Here is a 19,496-nt window from a genome sequence, read left to right on the forward strand (position 1 = left end):
GGCACATTTCGACAATCGCTGCCAGTTGGAATGGCTCCGGTTGGAGCCAGCCTTCTGAACCGAGGGACGAAAGGGGTTTTTGTTGCCGGATGAGGCGGGAAGGATCGCAGTCTCCGCAATCCGGTCATAACGCTCGTCGATCCAGTTACCCGCAGGTTCACCGAGCGGAGGCGCTTGAACGTCACGGATTAAGATCTGGAAATGGCACTCCTCGAACGAAAACATTTGGTCAGCTTAGGGCGCGTCAGCCGTCCTTCTTCGAGTCGCAGGAACATCGCAGCCTGATCCCAAGCCGACCTTCGCGCTCCTGAACTGATGAGGGAGAAGCAGATCTCCCTTAGGAGCCGTGCAGGGCGAGCAGATAGATCGATTATGCTCAGATCCGCGGCAGCCCTTGTTTTCGGCAACCTGTCGCCCATAACGCTACATTCGGCCTGAGCCCACGGTTAAGACTATGATCCGCTCCCGAGATGCTTTTCCAGTGGCTCCGCCCCATCCAGGCTGGATCTTGCGCGACCGTGTTTTGCCGGGCCTTGGCCTCTCGGTCAGCCAAGCGGCCCGCGAGCTTCGCATCGCGCGTCAGACGCTCCATCGCGTTCTGGCCGGCTCGGCTGCTGTTAGTCCCGAGATGGCCACGCGGCTGGCTCGTCTTTCAGGCACGACACCCGGCTTTTGGCTCGACCGCCAGCAACAGCACGACGTCTGGTATGCCGAACAGACGCTGGCGGGTGTGCTCGGGCTGATCCCCACCCACACCCTTCCGGACGCTCTTCAGAAAGAGATAGGACTTCATTATGACCGCTAAGCCTCAGCCCGCCGCGAAGGCCCGGACCGGGGTTGCGGGTCTGGACAACATCCTTGTGGGCGGCCTGTCGCCCGGGCACGTCTACCTGCTTGAGGGTAGCCCCGGCACCGGCAAGACCACAGTTGCCCTCCAGTTCCTGCTCGAAGGAGCTAAGATTGGAGAAGCTGGGCTCTACATCACCATGTCGGAGACCGAGCGGGAGCTGCGTGAGGGCGCAGCCTCGCATGGTTGGGACATTGGCAATGGCATTCAGGTGTTCGAACTGGTGCCGCCGGAGAACCTTCTCGACGAGGAGCACCAGCAGAGCCTGCTCTACTCGTCCGATCTCGAGCTCGGGGAGACCACCAAGGCCGTGTTCGAGGCCATTGACCGAACCCAGCCGGTCCGGATCGTGATTGACAGCCTTTCCGAGATCCGCCTCTTGGCACAAAGCTCTCTGCGCTACCGTCGTCAGATCCTGGCGATGAAGCACTACTTCGCTCGCCAGGGCGCGACCGTTCTCCTGCTGGATGACCTGACCACCGACACGAATGACAAAACGGTGCACAGCCTCGCCCATGGTGTCATCCGCCTGGAGGGGCTTACGCCCAACTATGGCGCCGAGCGCCGCCGTCTGCGGATCATCAAGTACCGCGGCCAAGCGTTCCGGGGCGGGTTCCACGACTTCATCATCGCCGAAGGGGGCGTGCAGGTCTTTCCACGGCTGGTTTCCGGTGAGCACAAGACAGACTTCACCCGCCATGTGCTTACCAGCGGCATCGGCGAGCTCGACATGCTCTTGGGCGGCGGCATCGAGCAAGGCTCCAGTACCTTGATCATGGGACCTGCGGGATCGGGCAAGTCCCTGCTGGCTGTCCAGTTTGCCGTCTCGGCTGCCGCGCGGGGCGGGAAGGCGGCGCTGTTCATCTTCGACGAGGAGCTTGGCCTGCTGATTGACCGGACCAAGCTGATGGGCATCGACCTGGACGCTTTGTGCGCCAGCGGCAACATGTTCATCGAACAGGTCGACGCCGCTGAGCTCTCACCGGGAGAGTTTGCCCACAGGGTTAGGGCCATGGTTGACAGCAACAGCGTGAAGACCGTCGTGATCGATGGCCTTAATGGCTATCAGGCCGCCATGCCGGACGAGCAGTTTTTGACCCTGCATATCCATGAGCTGTTGCAGTACCTCAACCGGCAGGGCGCCTCGACCTTGCTGACGATGGCCCAGCACGGGCTTCTTGACGACACGAGGTCACCCGTTGACGTCACCTACTTGGCCGACACGGTGATCCTGCTGCGCTATTTCGAGGCCTTCGGCCAGGTTCGCCGGGCGATCTCGATCATCAAGAAGCGGTTCGGCACGCACGAGAACACTATCCGCGAGATCCGGATCGACAGCCGGGGCATTGCCATTGGAGAGCCCCTGGAGGACTTCCAGGGGATTTTGCGCGGCACTCCGATCCTGGCCGAGGGTGACCGGGCCCGGCTGCTCGAAGACCGGTGAGTATGAGCGACACTCTCCAGTCCCGCTCGGAGCGAGCGCTCATCCTGGCGCCGCATGGTCGGGATGCGGCCGTTGCGGCAGACATCCTGCACGTTGCGGGAATTGCGGCCGAGATCTGCCCCGACCTGCCGGCGCTGATGCGCGAGATCGCCCAGGGAGCGGGCTTCGCGCTCGTCACAGACGAGGCTTTCCGCACCGCTGATCTGAAGGAGCTTTCCCGTTGGCTGTCGAACCAGCCCCCGTGGTCTGACTTTGCCTTCGTGCTCCTCACACGTCGCGGTGGCGGGGTTGAGCGCAATCCAGCCCTGGCCCGTCTGTCCGAGGTTCTCGGCAATGTGGTGTTCCTGGAGCGCCCTTTCCATGCCGGCACGCTCGTGAGCGTCGCCCGCTCCGCCTTGCGGGGAAGGCTTCGGCAATACGAGGCCCGGGCCCGGCTGGAGGAGCTGCACGATGGCGAGGAGCGGCTGAGAGCGGCACTCGACAAGGAAAGGCGCGCCGCCGAGCATCAGAGAGTGCTCATCAACGAGTTAAACCATCGGGTGAAGAACACGCTCGCCACCGTGCAGTCGATCTCAGCCCAGACCTTGCGCACCGCTGAGACGACAGGTGACGCTCGCGAGGCGTTGGAGATGCGGCTGCTGGCTCTGTCAAGAGCCCACGACGTGCTCACCCGCGAGAGCTGGGAGGGCGCCGACTTGGTCGAAGTGGTGGCAAACGCTCTTAAGCCCTACGAGATTGCGGGGGAGAGCCGCTTCCACATCAAGGGTCCCGATGTGCGGGTCACGCCGCGCATGTCGCTGGCGCTGGCGATGGCGCTGCATGAGCTGGCAACCAACGCGGTGAAGTATGGCGCCTTGTCCAACAAGACCGGCACGATTGAGGTGACGTGGCAGGTGCAGAACGGTGCTGCGCCGCCCCGGCTAACCTTGCGCTGGACTGAAGCTGGAGGACCGCCCGTAGTGGCTCCTCGTCGGCGCGGTTTCGGGTCGCGTCTCATCGAGCGCACCCTGGCGCAGGATCTGGATGGTCAGGTGGAGATTGCCTTTCCCGCAACCGGAGTTGTCTGCACCGTCGATGCCCCCGTTGCGTAGATCTGCGACTACGGCCTGGAACCTGTGCGACGATACCGTTCCGTTCGAAAGTGGTCGACGAAAATCCCTCTGAAGAACATGGGAGGAGATCCAGCGTAAATGCCAAATGTCGCCTCTTGGCACGCCTCGGTATTTTTCTTGTGGCTGCTTAAGCCTGAAGTCCGGACGGTGCATGAGCTTTGAGGCGGCTCGTCGGAGAGCCGCCCCTACGCTTAGATTTCAACCTGCTCTGCAATCAGAAGGGCATCGTCGACGTCGATCCCAAGATACCGAACCGTGCTCTTGATCTTGGTATGGCCGAGTAGAAGCTGAACCGCTCGGAGATTGCCTGTCCTTCGGTAGGTCATCGACGCTTTGGTGCGCCGGAGTGAGTGGGTGCCGGAGGCGAGGGAATCGAGCCCAATCACGCGAAGCCAGGATGCCAGCAGGCGAGCGTACTGGCCCGTCGTTATAGGTCTCGCTCGATTGATCCGGCTGGGAAACAGCGGCTCGCCCTTATGCAGCTCCTTCTTCTCCAGCCAGCGTCCCACAGCCTCACGAGTGTGCTCCGTGGTCTCGAACTGAACGGTCGGGCCCGTCTTCCGCTGTATGACCGAAGCTCGGGGTCGCACCCGCCCATTGAGGGCAACATCGTCGACCCGGAGCGCGACGAGGTCACAAGCTCGCAGCTTGCTGTCGAGGGCTAGATTGGACAGAGCCAAATCCCGGATGCGGTGAGCAACCTGGACCCTGACCCAAATGGACCAGATCTCCTTTGCCTTGAGAGGCGGTTTATGCCCAATCAGCTTGCCCCGGTTCCAAGGTGTGTGGGTTGGTAGGGATGGTCAGAGATACTGTCTTGCATTGCAGTGCTCCTGAAGCGAAGCTCTCCCGCAATGAAACTTGGCAGTTTATGCCGACAGAAAACCCGGGCTGAGCAATCCTTCCAAAGCCTTCGTCAGCTTTCCGAGGTAGGCCGGACGCCCTTTACTTAGCGCCGATCTCCTGCTCGTGACCCGGAGCTGACCCTGGCAGATCCGACTCAAATGGCTAGCGTATCGAACAATCCCGGCAGCGGGGTTAGCCCACGCGGATTCTTAAGTGTCCAAACACCAAGCGTTCCACGGAAACCTTGCTCATCTGCTGGCGGTAAGCCTCGCGCTCGGCGGCAATCTCGCGCCGCTCCTGCTCAGCTGCGCGAAGGGTCTTTTTCGGCTGCAGCTTGAGACGCTTGAGTGCCTCACAGATTACCGCCAGGCACGCCGTCACGCTGGTGCGCTCGGCCACAGCGCGTCATTGGCTTCGATCCCGAGCTGATGTAGCACCTCCAAAGCTGCCGCATCCAGGCGCGAGGGCACGCTCCCGCTGTGCGGCTTGGGGCAGCGTCGGCCTTCCTCGCGCTCTTGGCGGCGCCAATTCGACATGGTGGCGAGGCAGACCTGAAAGCGGCGGGCAATCTCGACCTGACTGCCGTCGCTGCGCTTGCAGGCGACCAAAACACGCTCACGCAGATCAGGAGAATCGGGCTGCGGCATGGCTCGCCTCCTGGGCCATAGGCCAATCAACGCACAGCTACCCGAATAGATTCAAGCCCAGATCAAAAGCGCCTTAGTGCGTCTCGTTTTTGAAGAGTCACCTCGAATGCGATGATGAGCAATTCCTGACGTCTCCGCTGCAGGGCGCCGCTAATGAAGCTCGAAGAGACCACGGCCAAGTTGCAACGTCGTTCCTTGAGCCTGTCGACGCCCCACGTGCCAACAAGGATCGTGCGGCGTGAATGGCGTCCCGCAAATTGGGGAAGTCATCTCGCAACTCATGTAATATCCATTGGTTGGAGAGGGGTCACAGGGCTAGTCTTACCAACCGGGTGAGATGCCCATGGGAAAATGAATCGTACTCAAAGAGCCGCCGAGACGACAATTTCGACGCGCATGTCGGGGTCCGCCATCAGCACCTGACCGCAGCAGCGCGTAGGCGGATTGGAGGGGTCGATCCATGCGTCCCAGACTTCGTTCATCGCCTTGAAGTCCGACATCTCACGCAACCAGATCTGTGCGGTAAGCAATCGCGATTTGTTCGTGCCCGCGCGCTCTAGCAGGGCGTCGATCTTGGCGAGCGTCTCGGTCGTCTGCTGCGTGATGTCACCGCCCGAGTCGGAAAATTGGCCGGAAAGAAAACACATGCCGTTATACTTCACAAGCCTGCTCCGGCGATGGTTTAAGTCCTCACGTTCGATGTCCATTTGATTTCCTCCATACAAGAAAAGCGCGATTTAAGGCTGCTCGCTCCTGCTAGCGATAGCGTCGCCCAGGCAGTCCCGCAACTCATCAATGACCCTTAGCAGCCAGGCCTCGGTCATCATTTCGAGAGGCGCGTTGAATGAGATTGCGACATCGACTTCGTACAGGCTCGAGCTGGGAACAGGCAGGCCGAGACCGCCTTCACCTGGCAGATAGTAGCCCATATTGACGGCGAAGCCGCGGCGTTGCGCATCACGAACCTGACCAAGAACAATTGACTTGTCGACATACTGGACGGACGGGTGGCTCAGATATCGATGGGCGTTGGTCTCAAGCAGATACAGACAATCGGATTCCGGCATGATCGACATTAAGGCAATACTGCCCGCTGCGACGCCCATTGGGACGCGACCACCAACACCCATACTGAATTGCCGGTCTGGCGAGCGTATGACCATGTCTGCGCAAACAGCGTCGAGGCCAGCCTGCACCATCATGTAGACAGGGTGGCCCGTCCGGCGCGCGAATTCAGTCATACCGGGCCTGAACTTCAAAACTAACGGCTCAAGCCGTTCCTGACGCCTTGCCAGCATGGGGATCGCAGGTCCAAGCCGATAGTGGCCATGACGGCCTGCAGGCTCGGCGAATCCTTTCTGAATCAGGGACACCAGACTGCGATGAACTGCCGGCTTCGCCTCACCAACGCGCTCGGCGATATCCGCCAGGGCAATGCCCTCAGCGCCGCATTCGCCGAGAACGAGGAGAATGTCGAGCGCACGCACCGCATTGGTGGAGGCGTTCTGGGCCATATCAGGCTCCATAGTTCTAATAATTAGAACAAAAAGAAAAATCTATTCCAATAACTGGAACCGGTTGACTTGTGCCATTTTTTTAGCTGTCATTCAACACCAACAATACAGCTTCGAGCTGAGGGAGGAACATTCGAACCTTGCTGTGCAAACCGCTCGTCGGTGGGAGACACCGCGCGTCCGCATCATCCTTTTTCCCAACCAATTCTCAGTGAGGGCAACCGCATGGTGTCGTTTCTGATCAAACGCATAGGATTTGCACTTTTCACGTTATTCAGCGTCCTGACGCTGGTCTTCGTGATCGTGCGGATTCTGCCGGGGGATCCCGCACTCGTTATTCTGGGCGATCAAGCCAGTCCTCAGAGCATTGCCGCCCTTCATCATAAGCTAGGTCTGGATCGACCCATTTTTATCCAGTACGGGCAATTCATGCTCAGGTCGTTGCAAGGCGATCTGGGGACTTCAATGATCACCGGGCGTCCAATCACCGCCGAGATCACGAACGTGCTGCCCTATACGCTGGAGTTGACAATCGCCTCGTTGATCCTTGGCGTCCTGCTCGGCGTGCCTGCCGGCGTCTGGGCCGCCGTCAGGCGAAACAAGCCTACGGACTTGATTCTGCGGTTGGTCTCTTTGATTGGGCTCTCGCTTCCAGCCTTCGTCGCAGCGATCATCCTCCTGATGATCTTCGCCATCAACCTACGTTGGTTCCCGGTCATCAGCTCTGGCGGTGGGGACGGCATGGTCGATCGCCTGAGACAAATGGCGCTGCCGACGATTTCGCTTGCTTTAATCATGATGGCCTACATCACGCGTGTCACGCGCTCTGCGATGCTTGAGGTCCTCAGCCAGGACTTCGTGCGCACCGCCCGAGCCAAGGGCGCGTCGCATCACGCCGTTGTGTGGCGTCACGCGCTCGGCAATTGCATGATCCCGATCACCACGGTGGTGGGCCTGTATCTCGGCATTCTTATTGGCAACTCGGTCTTGACTGAGATCGTCTTTTCCAGACCGGGGCTGGGCAAGCTTATTCTGAATGCTCTTACGCAGCGCGATTACACGCTGTTGCAGGGGATGATCGTCATCTACACGCTCATTGTCGTCGCGGTGAATCTGCTCACGGATCTCACCTATGGCTTCCTCGACCCGCGAGTGCAGTACAAATGACCACCGTTTCAATTCCTCAGGTCGCGCCGGAAAAATCCCGCTTCGCGTGGCAGTTTCTGCGGCGTTTGAACTTCTCCACATGGCTTGGTCTGGCGGTCGTCGTCGCGATGGTGCTGTGCGCAATCTTCGCGCCTCTCCTGGCGCCCTATGATCCAAATGAGCAAAACATCCTCCTCAATCTTTACCCGCCAAGCGCCGAGAACTGGTTGGGCACCGACCAATTCGGCCGGGATGTCTTGTCGCGTTTGCTCTATGGTGCGCGCTATTCGCTGACCATCGGTTTTTGCGCCATTGTCATTGCGATGATTATTGGCTCTTTACTGGGAATGATTGCTGGCTACGCTGGCAACCGCACAGATATTGTGCTGATGCAGATCATGGACGTTGTTCTAGCGTTTCCTTCGCTCATTCTCGGTCTTGCGCTCGTTGCGCTGATGGGCGCGACATTGACAAACATAGTTATCGCCATCGCCTTCACGGCCATACCGGCATTCGCGCGGATAGCGCGTGCCGGTGTCATCACGCAGCGCGACCGGGAATATGTCCAGGCCTGTCACTCCATGGGCTTCTCCAACTCCCGCATTCTTTTCCGGCATATCCTCCCGGCCATCCTACCCGAGATTATGGTGATGGCCTCACTTTGGATGGCGACTGCTGTGCGCACCGAAGCATCGCTCGCCTTCATCGGCCTGGGCTTGGCCCCTCCCACGCCAACCTGGGGTGGCATGGTGCGCGAAGGCTTCGATAACATCCTGAGCTCCTTCCATTTGGCTATTTTTCCGAGCCTTGCAATCCTGGTGCTCGTTCTTGCCCTCAACCTGATCGGCGACGGTTTGCGCGACGCCATCGATCCGCGACTGAAGGATGCCAGCTGATGAGCGATCAACCTGCGATCTCGGTGAAGCATCTGAAGATATCCTTCGCCAAAAAGCCGGTCGTCCACGGGATCAGCTTCGATATCAAGCCGGGCAAAACCCTGGCGCTGGTCGGAGAGTCCGGTTCTGGCAAGAGTGTGACCTCTCTGGCGATCATGAGGCTGCTTCCTGAGCACATCGCTCATGTGGAAGGCTCGATTCAGATCGACGGTAGCGAGATTCTTGCCTTGCCCGAGGCAAAAATGCGCAGCGTCCGCGGCGGTCAGATCAGCATGATCTTCCAAGAGCCGATGACCTCGCTCAACCCGGTGCAGACGGTTGGCGCACAGCTGGGTGAGGTCCTGAAAATCCACCGTAAGCTGAATGGCGCGGCGCGCCGTGAGGCGGTTCTCGAACTGTTGCGCAAAGTGCGCATTCCCGACCCCGAGGAGCGCATCAACCAGTATCCTCATACATTCTCGGGCGGCATGCGCCAGCGGGTGATGATCGCGATGGCGCTGGCCTGCAATCCGGCGCTTATCATTGCCGACGAGCCGACGACAGCGCTGGACGTGACCGTGCAGGCGCAAACGCTCGAATTGCTGAAGGAATTGCAGCGCGAGACCGGCACCGCTGTCCTATTTATCACGCATGATATGGGCGTTGTTGCGGAAGTCGCCGACGATGTTCTCGTCATGCGGCATGGCCGTGTCATCGAGCAGGGCTCGGTGAGCGAAGTCTTCAGCAATCCGAAGGACCAGTATACACGCAGCCTGATTGAGGCGGCGCCAAGCCTTGTCGGGAAATTGCAGGCCAATGTAATCCCCGCAACGCCCATCGAAAGCGTGCCGGAGGCTCTGAGCACGGACCCGGTGCTGGTAGTACGCGACCTTTCGGTGCGGTTCCCGGTGCGCGGCGGTCTGGTCGGTCGCGTAAAGGGGGCGGTGCACGCCGTCGAAAATGTGTCCTTCACCATCAGCAAGGGCGAGACGCTGGGGCTGGTAGGAGAATCCGGGTCGGGTAAGTCGACGATTGGTAAGGCGGTCATCAATCTCGCCCCGGTACATAGCGGTTCCGTGGTCGTCGATGGTCACCAGATAGACTACCAGGACCCGAAGAGCCTCGCGCAGATGCACCGACAGGTGCAGATGATCTTCCAGGATCCATTCGGATCGCTTGACGCGCGCCAGACCATTGGCTCAGCGATCATGGAGCCGATGAAAGTCCACGGTTTGCGGACCGGTCGTGCCGCGCAAGAACGCATGGAATGGTTGATGGAACGCGTCGGACTGGACCCGAAACGCGCATCCAGTCTCCCGCACGAGTTCTCCGGCGGCCAACGCCAGCGCATCTGCATTGCGAGGGCGCTCGCCATGGAACCGCGCCTGATCATCGCGGATGAAGCGGTCTCGGCGCTCGACGTCGCCATCAAGGGGCAGATCATCGACCTGATGATCGACCTCCAGAAGGAATTTGGCGTATCCTATCTCTTCATCAGCCATGATATGGCCGCCGTTGAACGCATCTGCGATCGCGTGGCGGTGATGTATTTCGGCGAGATCGTCGAGATAGGCCCGCGGGACGAAGTCATCGGGCGACCGGGACATGCCTATACCCAGCGCCTGCTGTCGGCCATCCCGATCACTCATCCCGACCAGCGTGGGACGCGCGTGCGCCGCGCCTCCGACGCGGGGCCGCCGAGAAGTCCGCTGAAGCCCTTGGGATACGTGGCACCTGCCGCGCGCTGGAGCAAGGCGGCGGACGGTCATTTCATTCGTCAGACAAGCTGAGAATGTGGAGCAAATAAAATGCATGCCCTTACCAAGCTCGCGGATTTTGTGAGTGGTTACCCACGCGGGCAACTGCCGCAACAGACCCGCGAAGCGATCTCGCTGCTTTTGCTCGACCTGATGGGCGCTACTGCGGCTGGCCTACATTCGCCACTCGCCGCTTCCGCTCGCAAAGCGGCCTGTGACGTTTATGGCCCGGGCAAGGCGCAGGTCTGGATGACAGAGATCGCCCTGAGCGTGGCCGGTGCTGCGATGGCCAACAGCGCAGCGGCGAGCGCACTCGATATTGACGACGGGCATCGGGGCGCGGCCGGACACGCCGGGGCGGGTGTTATTCCGGCGGCTTTGGCTGTCGGGCAGGCGCTCGGCGCGTCGGACGCCGACATCATGGACGCGATTGCGCTCGGATATGACATCGCACTGCGCGTCGCCGCCTCGCGCCCGACCAGCACGATTGAGACGTACGCGAGCGGCCGCTGGGTGAGCTATGGCGCCGCCGCCGCCGCAGGCCGGTTGCTCGACCTGACCAACGAGCAGCTGGCGCACGCTCTGGCGATCGCCGGATCGGAAGGCCCGATCGTCTTTCCAACGGGATCGTCAAAGTTTCAGGGCAGCACAGTCAAGGAAGGCATTCCGCCGGCGGTTGTGGCTGGTATCACCGGCGCCTATCGTGCGCTGGCGGGTGCCACTGGTCCGCTCGATCTCCTCGACAAGGAAGACCGCTACACGCCCGACATCCTCCTCGGAAACCTGGGCGAGGTTTGGGAGCTGCAGAAATGTTATCTCAAACCTTACGCTTGCTGCCGCTACATGCACGCCGCGATCGACGCGATTCTCGCACTGCGCCAGCCGGGCCGCAAGATTACGAGACTTCGCATTGAGACCTTCCCGCAAGGTCTTCGGCTGGCCAATGAACGCGCCCCGCGCTCATTGGAAGGCGGCCAGTACAGCTTCTATTTCAGCTGCGCGCTTGCTGCGTTGCGCGGACCCGAGGCGCTACAGCCAGTCGATCTATCCAGCCTAATGGACGAAGAAGTCCTTGGATTGGCCGACAGGATCGAACTTGAGGCCTCCGAAGATTTCGCCACCGCCTTCCCAGTGCGCACGCCAGCCCGTGTTCTCCTGGACCAAGGCGAGGGCCTGCAGGAGATAGTGATCGATCACCCGCTGGGCGACGTCGCCAATCCTATGAACTGGGAACAGGTTGCCCGCAAGTTCAAGAACATCGGGCGGGTAAACCTCAACGAGGCCCACCAGAACAACATCATTTCGGCAGTCAGCGGCCTCGGAGAAGCCGGCTTCGGACCGCTTCTGAAAGTGCTGTCGATTTCTAAAACACACAATCCACAATAGGGAGGAAGATCACAATGCAATATCGAGGAAAATTGGGTGTCCCACTGCTCGCCGCCCTTCTTACTGGAGCGGCTTTGGCGCCAGTCACTGCAATGGCAGCTCAGGCGGAATTGCGTCTCGGCGCAGCCGCCGCTGATATCGGAAATCTCGACCCGCATTTCGCGTCAAGCACTTCGGACCGGACGCTGGTCGCCTGGATCTATGGCGGTCTGGTTCGATTCGCGCCTGGCTCGACCGATCCTGCAACCATCGAAGGCGATCTCGCGGAGAGTTGGGAAGCGACCAACAACAATCTGGTCTGGACTTTCAAGCTGCGCTCGGGCGTACAGTGGCAGCACGGCTATGGCGAAGTGACGGCCGATGACGTGGTGTTCAGCCTGCAGAAGGCCGCGGACCCCAAGCGCTCCGCGTTCTCGACCGACTATGCCGCCTTCAAGAGCGTTGAAGCGGTCGATCCACACACGGTTCGTATCACGCTCGCCAATCAGGTGCCAAGCCTGCTTGGCTTGCTGACCAATTATGCGGGCGGCTTCATCATCAGCAAGAAGGCGTACGAAGAGCGGGGAGAAGGCTTCACTCGCAATCCGGTCGGCTTCGGCCCCTTCCAGTTCGAGTCCATCGAGCCGGGCGTTGCGGTGCATTTCACCGCACACAAAAAGTATTTCCGCGGCAGCCCGAAAATCGAGAAGGTGACCTACCGCTTCCTGAATGCGGCAGCTGGGCGCGATCTTGCTTTCACGTCGGGCGAAATCGACGTCTCTGCCGGTACGACCGATCAGCGCTGGCTGCAGCGGATGAAGGCGATGCCCGGTGCCGTGATCGACATTTTCGATCCTGCGGAATTGACGGTCCTCCACATCAACAGAAACCAGAAGCCGTTCGACGACATCAGGGTGAGGCAGGCTGTCGCCTATGCACTTGCTCCTGCCCAGATCGCGCAGTTCCGTGGCCCCGAATTTACGCGCGTCGCGAAGTCGGTGATCCCATCCAACAATTTGGGCCTGAACCCGGAGCCGGGCCTTCCACAGCATAATCTCGAAAAGGCCAAGGCTCTTCTGGCCGAAGCCGGATTCCCCAATGGCCTGACGGTCAAGATGATTTCGAGCCAGTTGCCGAGTTACGCGACAACCGACCAGTTGCTGCAGGCACAGTTGGCCAAGGCCGGGATCAAGCTCGAGCTGCAGCCCGCGGAACACTCCACCTGGCACCAGATGATCCGTAAGGACCTGAGCCCGCTCGTCGACTACGGCGCGGCCCGGTTCCCGGTGGCCGACACCTATCTCACCCAGTTCTACTATTCCAAGAGCGGGATTGGCGAACCCGGACAGGTGACCAATTTCAGCCATTGCAGCGTCGCCGACAAGCAGATCGAGGCGGCAAGAACCGAGACTGATCCCAAGAAGCAGATCGAGCGTTGGCAGGAAGCTCAGAAGCTGATCGTAGCGGATGTCTGCGGCGTTCCGATCACCGAAACGGCCCAGGTCTGGATACGCAAGGACAAGCTCGACTGGGGCTTCGAACTAAAGGGTTCGATGTCGCTTGGCCCTCTGCTGACCGAGCAGGCGCATTTCAAGGATTAAAGCGAGTGTCTTGGGAGCGCGCCCTTGGTGCGTTCCCTCCACTGTTCAGGCATCAAAATGGCAAAACTGACCTATCCCCGGTATTCCAATCTGTGCGGCTGGAACGCGATGCTTCCGCCGCGTCAGCCGCGTCCCTCGCTGCAACAAGATCTAACCGTCGATTATGCGATCATTGGCGCAGGCTATACCGGACTTGCGGTGGCGCGACGCCTGCACGAGTTGAACCCCGACACGCGTATTGCAGTGATTGAGGCGACGACGGTCGGGGAGGGGTCTTCCGCACGCAACTCCGGCTTCACCGGTTCAGACGTATTGCCGCGCAATGCTTCGATCGAAATGGCGGAGAAGGCGCGTATCCAGACCGGCTTTTTTACCGAAGCTTTCGACTGGCTCATGAGCATAGTCCGTGATAACGGCATCGGCTGCGATCTGAAACAGGCGGGGTCGATCCGGGGCGCCGCGACTGAACTCGGCGAGGCTTCGTTGCGCAATGTGCTTGAAGTTGCGCGCGCAAACAAGATCGCTCACACGGTGCTGTCGCGCGACGACATCCATCGCCGTATCGGCACGTCCTATTATCGTTTTGGCATCTACATGCAGGACACCTGGCTGCTGCAGCCGGCTGCGCTGATTAGGGGTCTCGCGGATGCGCTGCCGGCGCCGATCCAGCTTTTCGAAAACACGCCCGTGACGGCCATCCGAAAAAGTGACGGCTGGGTACTGGAAACGCCAAACGGCGTCGTGAAATGCAAGAAGCTTGCACTGGCGACAAACGCCTTCATCCCCAAATTTGGTTATCTTAAGTCACGCATGGCGACGATTTACACCTATGCGGCAGTGACGGAAGAAATCGCCGACGACAGAATCGGGGAGATTGGTGAATCGGCGGCATGGGGCCTTCTGCCCTCGCACCGGCTTGGCACCACCCTGCGCCGGATCGGCCGGAACCGGGTCATGGTGCGTAGTCTCTATGCACACGAAGGCGAATTGGACGGAGCCTATGCGGCGCGAAAACTCAGGGATCGTTTCGAGCGGCGCTGGCCCAACCTGAGAGACGTTCAGTTTGAATATCTCTGGGCGGGAACGACCGCCTTTACGATGAACGGTGCGCCCTGGTGGGGGCAGGCCGACGATGGGCTCTATGCGTCGGGTGGCTGCAATGGCAGCGGCATTGCGAAGGGAACCATGTTAGGCCGTCACTTGGCCGAATTAATGCTTGGCTTTGGCGAGCACGACAAAATGGCTGCAAGCATGGGTACCGCCAGCTGGATCGCGCCTGAGCCATTCCGGTCGATTGGCTTTAACGTGATATCGACGTTGGAGAGCCGCAAGGCAGGGTTGGAAATGTAGAGAAATACGATTGCCCTCCTGTGGACCTCCTATCGTCGCTCGTCATACCGGCCACCAATCCTCGGATGCGGCACGCACTGCAGAGAGGATGCTTTGCGTTTCGAGCCATGATCGAGGCGTTGTCAATACTCACTTCCCGCGCCTTAATTTCTCCGATGGGCATCCCTGGTTCCTACCGATGATGGACGGTTGTATCGTTTCCTCGAGAAGGTTGCACGCTGGCGAGGTTGATTAAAACGGACGAGGGGCGAGCCGATGCTCTCGCATCGGCTCGCCTGGTTCTTTCCCTCGTTACGTTAGCCTGGAGACCCTGATGACCTCGTCGGCAGCTTCGATATCTCCGCGGACCCGAAGCGGTGCGGGGGGCTGCTCATTCTCGCCGCGATGTCCATCGCAAGCTCTTAATCAGCGGGTCCAAGGTTCGAATCCTTGCACACCCACCAAGCAATCCTCCAAAATCGCTGACTTTCCAAGTGGCTGGAGACGGTGCCATTTCTCAATGGTTTAGCTGGATGCGGGCTGTCTCTCTACCCCGGTTCTCGGCGGTTGAGCGCTTTCTCCTCCTCGAAAAGCGCATTTTCCCGGCTCTGAGGAGTGGTTCAACAGACACCGGTTCGAACCGCGACTGAGACTTGTCTTGCCCCGAACTTGGTGCTCAAGGTCAGCTTATCGTGTGCAAGCTGACCGTCCAATGCCACGGCTGCACTTTCGTAATTACCCAAAGTGGACGTTCGTCTCGATCGCAAAGCTTCCTGTCGTGGGCCCGCTTGCCCGAAGGAAGCGTATTGTGCACTGGTGGATGCAAGGCAGATTAGGCTTGTTGGGACGTGGTAGCGTCGGGTGGGGATCAAGTGCGGGTTCTACAGCGGGGCGGCGAAAATGCCGTGGTGCCGCAAGCTGAGATCGCGAGCGCCTACGAGGTTCGGAATGATGTCGCGGTCGTCTTGGTGCTCTCCTGCCGAGACATCGTGGAGTTCAAATTGCCTCTGGGCAAAGCGGGCCTCGCTCGCAGAGCGAGATCTTAGGGGCTTTTCTGCCGTGCTCCTTGTTCGCGCTGGAGCGGGTCGCTGGTCTGGCGCGGGATCACGAGGCAGCCGGTCCGAGGCCAAGACGGTCAACGGCAACAGCCTTATGGGTGCGAGGGGGCCACCAACTCAGTGGCTCGAACCCTATTGCAAGTCGAGCGAATGCTGCTCAGGATGGGGTGCACGGCGCCCGGGGGTACCTGGCGCATGAGTTGCCTTAGAAAAGGCGAGGGCTGGTCGGCCAGCTGTCCGCGCGCAGGGAGAACTCCATGGAAGAAGAGAAGCTTCGGTCATTAATTGGAGCCGTCAAGGATGGGCGCATGTCGCGCCGCGGTTTCATCGCCCGGATGGCGTCGGTCGGGTTTACGGCTCCGATGGCAGGCATGCTGCTCGCTCAGGCAGGCGTTGCCTTCGCGCAGACCCAACCAGCCTACAAGCCGACCAAGGCCGGCGGCGGCGGACCGCTCAAGCTCCTGTTCTGGCAAGCCGTTACCCTTATCAACCCGCATTTCGCGACGGGAACCAAGGACCAGAATGGCTCCCGGGTCTTTTACGAGCCGCTCGCCGGCTGGGACAAGGACGGCAACCTCATCCCGTTTCTCGCAGCCGAGATCCCGAGCCGCGAGAACGGCGGGCTCTCTGCGGACGGCACTACCGTCACCTGGAAGCTCAAGCGCGGCGTGAAATGGCATGACGGCCAGCCCTTCACCGCCGACGACGTGGTGTTCAATTGGGAGTATGCGATCGATCCGGCGACCGCCGCCACGACGAGCGGCTCCTACACCAGCTTGAAAACCGTCGAGAAGGTAGACGACCATACTGTCCGGCTCGTCTTTAAGCAGCCCACGCCGTTCTGGGCCGACCCCTTCGTCGGCGTGGTCGGCATGATCATCCCGAAGCATGTCTTCGCGGAGTATAAAGGCGCCAAATCCCGCGAGGCGCCAGCCAACCTCAAGCCTGTCGGAACCGGGCCTTACAGGTTTGTCGACTTCAAGCCCGGTGACATCCTGCGCGGCGAGCGCAACCCCGATTACCACATCCCCAGTCAACCCCATTTCGATACGATCGAGATCAAGGGCGGTGGCGATGCCGTCTCGGCGGCCAGGGCGGTGATTCAGACCGGTGAGTTCGACTACGCCTGGAACATGCAGGTCGAGGACGATATCCTTAAGCGCATGGAGACGGGTGGGCGCGGCAAGGTCATCACGGTTCCGAGCGGCGATCTGGAATTCATCATCCTCAACACCACCGATCCCTGGACCGAGATCGACGGCGAGCGCTCGCACGCCAAGTCGAAGCACCCCACTCTCACAGATCCGGCGGTGCGCCAAGCCATCAACCTGCTCATCGACCGGGACTCGATCCAGCGGTTCATCTACGGCCGCGGCGGCACGGCCACGGCGAACTTCGTCAATGCTCCGGAGCAGTTCCGTTCGCCCAACATGAAATACGAGTTCAATATCGACAAGGCGAACAAGATCCTCGACGAAGCCGGTTGGAAACAAGGCGCAGACGGGATCCGCGAAAAAGACGGCAAAAAGCTCAAGTACGTCTTCCAAACTTCGATCAATGCGCCTCGCCAGAAGACGCAGGCGATCATCAAGCAGGCCTGCCAGAAGGCCGGCATCGATCTCGAGCTCAAGTCCGTGACGGCGACGGTGTTCTTCTCGTCGGACGTCGCGAATCCGGACACCTACACGAAGCTCTATTGCGACATGGAGATGTACACGACGACGCAGCCGCAACCTGATCCGGAGCGGTTCCTCAATCAGTTCGTCTCGTGGGAGGTCGCGACGAAGGAGAACAAGTGGCAGGGGCGAAACATCTCGCGCTATGTCGATCCGGCGGCCGACGAAGCCTATCGGGCGGCGCAGAAGGAGCTCGATCCGGTCAAGCGTGCTGCGCTCTTTATCAAGATGAACGACATCTTCTGCAGCGCGAACGTGATCCTGCCGATCATCTCCCGCACGCGAACGGCTGCCTGCAGCAACACGCTGGTGCCCAACTACAGCGGCTGGGACGCCGACCTGTGGACGCTCAACAGCTGGTACCGCGAGACATGATCCCTCCGGTGTCACGGACTGGCAGATACGAGGGCGCCCGATGACGAATTACGTGATCAGGCGCCTCCTCGTGGCGATCCCGAGCCTGCTCGGGATCAGCCTCATCCTGTTCACAGTGCTGGCGCTTGCGCCGGGGGACCCGTTCAGCGAGCTTGCGACAAACCCGAACATCCCGCCTGAGGTGCGGGCGAACCTGCGCGAAAGTTTCGGGCTTGATGACCCCATTCTGGTGCGCTACCTGCGCTGGCTTGCCGCGATGGCGCAGGGCGACTGGGGCTTCTCGTTCGCGAGCCGCGTCGACGTCGACACGCTCATCCTCCAGCGTGTGCCCACCACGCTCTTCGTCATCGGATCGTCCCAAGTTCTAGCGCTCGCCATCGCGCTGCCCGTCGGGATCTATGCCGCGACCCGTCCTTACTCCGTGTTCGACCAGATCGCGAACACCCTCGCCTTTGTCGGGTTCTCGCTGCCAACCTTCTTCACGGGACTGCTCTTCATCCTGATCTTCTCAATCAAGCTCGACTGGCTGCCGTTCGTCTACAGGGCCGACATCCCGGAGACGGGCTGGCGCTGGTACTGGGAGCACGCCCGGCAGGCCTTCATGCCGGTCCTCGTCCTGGGCCTGTTTCAGGCAGCGTCCTACACTCGTTACGTGCGCGCGGCGGTGCTGGACGTGGTTCGGCTGGACTACGTCACCACGGCACGCGCTAAGGGCTTGCCCGAGCGGACCGTGACGCTGCGCCATGTTGCGCGCAACGCCCTTATCCCGGTGGTCACCCTCGTGGCGTTGCAGATGCCCGCCGTCTTCGGCGGCGCCATCGTCACCGAGCAGATCTTCCGGGTGCCCGGCATCGGATCCCTTCTCATCAACGCGATGCTCGCGAATGACACCCCGGTCGTCATGGCGGTAACTTTCGTCTTCGCCTGCCTCGTCGTATTCTTCAACCTCCTCGCAGACGTGCTCTATGGCTGGCTCGATCCCCGCATCTCTTTCCGATAAAGCGGCTTCCCCAGTTGCTCACTCCGCCTCACGGGGCAGCGAGACCTGGCGGCGGTTCCGTCGCCACCGGCTGGCGGTGGCGGGGGCTTTCATCTTGAGCTTGATGTGCCTCGGCGTGATGTTCGGATCCCTGCTCTGGTCCGTCGCAATCAATGACATCGACTTCGCGGCAACCTTGCAGGGCCCGTCCCTCGCTCATCCGTTTGGCACCGATGACCTGGGCCAAGACCTGCTCGCGCGCATGATCTATGGCGGGCGCATCTCGCTTGCGGTTGGATTCGCCGCGATGATCATCGCGACCCTCGTCGGGGTCGTGATCGGCGCGGTCGCCGGCATGTCCCGCGGCATCGCCAACTCCTTTCTGACGTGGCTTACCGACCTCTTCCTGTCGCTGCCTCAACTGCCGCTCCTGCTTCTCGTCATCTATCTCTTCCGCGACCGGCTCAAGGCTGTGTTCGGCCTAGAGGGCGGTGTCTTCGTCGTGATCGTGCTGGTGATCGGAGGCTTGCGCTGGATGCCAGTGGCTCGCTTGGTGCGGGCGCAGTTCCTCTCTCTGCGGGAGAAGGAATTCGTCGAGGCGGCGCGCTCCCAAGGCGCGAGCCGGTGGCATCAGGTGATGCGCCACATTCTGCCAAACGCGCTCGGACCTGTGATCGTAGCGAGCACGATTGAGGTCTCGACGGCAATTATCGCGGAGTCGACCCTCTCGTTCCTCGGCCTTGGCTTCCCACCGGACATTCCCACGTGGGGACGCATCCTTTTTGACGCCAAGGATCATCTTGAGTTTGCTCCCCACTGGGCGCTTTTTCCAGGAGCCGCGATCTTCCTCACTGTCCTGTCAATCAACTTCGTCGGTGACGGCCTGCGCGATGCGCTCGACCCGCGACGCATCATCTAGAGAGCA

At 60.5% G+C, this 19,496-nt stretch carries 17 protein-coding genes; 12 read left to right on the top strand and 5 right to left on the bottom strand.

The window, feature by feature from the left end:
* Positions 1-454 precede the first annotated feature (454 nt).
* Genes ACUXUR_RS14320 through ACUXUR_RS14330 form a run of 3 tightly spaced genes read left to right on the top strand, consistent with a single transcriptional unit; the run spans position 455 to position 3,382 of the window.
* Positions 455-805: a HigA family addiction module antitoxin gene (locus ACUXUR_RS14320; protein ID WP_445503036.1), complete on the top strand. Its 351-nt coding sequence runs from the start codon at positions 455-457 to the stop codon at positions 803-805.
* The gene (locus tag ACUXUR_RS14325) at positions 795-2,291 is read left to right on the top strand and encodes an ATPase domain-containing protein (RefSeq protein WP_445503037.1); all 1,497 of its coding nucleotides are present in this window, start codon (positions 795-797) and stop codon (positions 2,289-2,291) included. The genes ACUXUR_RS14320 and ACUXUR_RS14325 overlap by 11 nt, the downstream gene beginning before the upstream one ends.
* Before the next feature lie 2 nt (positions 2,292-2,293).
* Positions 2,294-3,382 carry a sensor histidine kinase gene (locus ACUXUR_RS14330; protein WP_445503038.1) on the top strand — a complete coding sequence of 363 codons (1,089 nt, stop codon included), beginning with the start codon at positions 2,294-2,296 and terminating at the stop codon, positions 3,380-3,382.
* A 212-nt stretch (positions 3,383-3,594) separates the two neighbouring features.
* Here ACUXUR_RS14330 and ACUXUR_RS14335 read toward each other — a convergent pair whose 3' ends face one another.
* From ACUXUR_RS14335 to ACUXUR_RS14355, 5 genes are all read right to left on the bottom strand, one after another.
* Positions 3,595-4,164: a tyrosine-type recombinase/integrase gene (locus ACUXUR_RS14335; protein ID WP_445503123.1), complete on the bottom strand. Its 570-nt coding sequence runs from the start codon at positions 4,162-4,164 to the stop codon at positions 3,595-3,597.
* Between the two features lie 277 nt (positions 4,165-4,441).
* Entirely contained in the window at positions 4,442-4,648 is a 207-nt protein-coding gene (locus ACUXUR_RS14340; protein WP_445503039.1) for a hypothetical protein, read from the bottom strand.
* Positions 4,627-4,896: a hypothetical protein gene (locus ACUXUR_RS14345; RefSeq protein ID WP_445503040.1), complete on the bottom strand. Its 270-nt coding sequence runs from the start codon at positions 4,894-4,896 to the stop codon at positions 4,627-4,629. The genes ACUXUR_RS14340 and ACUXUR_RS14345 overlap by 22 nt, the downstream gene beginning before the upstream one ends.
* 362 nt (positions 4,897-5,258) lie before the next feature.
* A complete protein-coding gene (locus tag ACUXUR_RS14350) occupies positions 5,259-5,603 on the bottom strand; it encodes a RidA family protein (protein WP_445503041.1) in 345 nt (114 codons plus the stop codon).
* Positions 5,604-5,633: 30 nt separating this feature from the next.
* Positions 5,634-6,410, bottom strand: a complete 777-nt coding sequence (locus ACUXUR_RS14355) for an IclR family transcriptional regulator (RefSeq protein ID WP_445503042.1) — start codon at positions 6,408-6,410, stop codon at positions 5,634-5,636.
* Between the two features lie 225 nt (positions 6,411-6,635).
* Between ACUXUR_RS14355 and ACUXUR_RS14360 the strand changes: the two genes are divergently transcribed.
* The 9 genes from ACUXUR_RS14360 (at position 6,636) to ACUXUR_RS14400 (ending at position 19,490) form a co-directional block, all read left to right on the top strand.
* Entirely contained in the window at positions 6,636-7,577 is a 942-nt protein-coding gene (locus ACUXUR_RS14360; RefSeq protein ID WP_445503043.1) for an ABC transporter permease, read from the top strand.
* Complete coding sequence (locus ACUXUR_RS14365; protein WP_445503044.1) at positions 7,574-8,452, top strand: ABC transporter permease; 879 nt, start codon at positions 7,574-7,576, stop codon at positions 8,450-8,452. Before ACUXUR_RS14360 ends, ACUXUR_RS14365 begins: the two co-directional genes overlap by 4 nt.
* Positions 8,452-10,221 (top strand): ABC transporter ATP-binding protein, encoded by a 1,770-nt coding sequence (locus ACUXUR_RS14370; RefSeq protein WP_445503045.1) that lies wholly within the window; start codon positions 8,452-8,454, stop codon positions 10,219-10,221. Before ACUXUR_RS14365 ends, ACUXUR_RS14370 begins: the two co-directional genes overlap by 1 nt.
* Before the next feature lie 18 nt (positions 10,222-10,239).
* Positions 10,240-11,574 carry an MmgE/PrpD family protein gene (locus tag ACUXUR_RS14375; RefSeq protein ID WP_445503046.1) on the top strand — a complete coding sequence of 445 codons (1,335 nt, stop codon included), beginning with the start codon at positions 10,240-10,242 and terminating at the stop codon, positions 11,572-11,574.
* Positions 11,575-11,588: 14 nt separating this feature from the next.
* Positions 11,589-13,154, top strand: coding sequence for an ABC transporter substrate-binding protein (locus ACUXUR_RS14380; protein ID WP_445503047.1), 1,566 nt, complete (start codon positions 11,589-11,591; stop codon positions 13,152-13,154).
* Positions 13,155-13,181: 27 nt separating this feature from the next.
* Positions 13,182-14,504, top strand: coding sequence for an NAD(P)/FAD-dependent oxidoreductase (locus ACUXUR_RS14385; protein ID WP_445503124.1), 1,323 nt, complete (start codon positions 13,182-13,184; stop codon positions 14,502-14,504).
* Positions 14,505-15,798: 1,294 nt separating this feature from the next.
* A complete protein-coding gene (locus ACUXUR_RS14390) occupies positions 15,799-17,592 on the top strand; it encodes a peptide ABC transporter substrate-binding protein (protein ID WP_445503048.1) in 1,794 nt (597 codons plus the stop codon).
* Positions 17,593-17,632: 40 nt separating this feature from the next.
* Entirely contained in the window at positions 17,633-18,592 is a 960-nt protein-coding gene (locus ACUXUR_RS14395) for an ABC transporter permease (RefSeq protein WP_445503049.1), read from the top strand.
* Entirely contained in the window at positions 18,558-19,490 is a 933-nt protein-coding gene (locus tag ACUXUR_RS14400; protein WP_445503050.1) for an ABC transporter permease, read from the top strand. Before ACUXUR_RS14395 ends, ACUXUR_RS14400 begins: the two co-directional genes overlap by 35 nt.
* Positions 19,491-19,496 lie beyond the last annotated feature (6 nt).

The sequence above is a fragment of the Microvirga medicaginis genome (assembly GCF_052658925.1).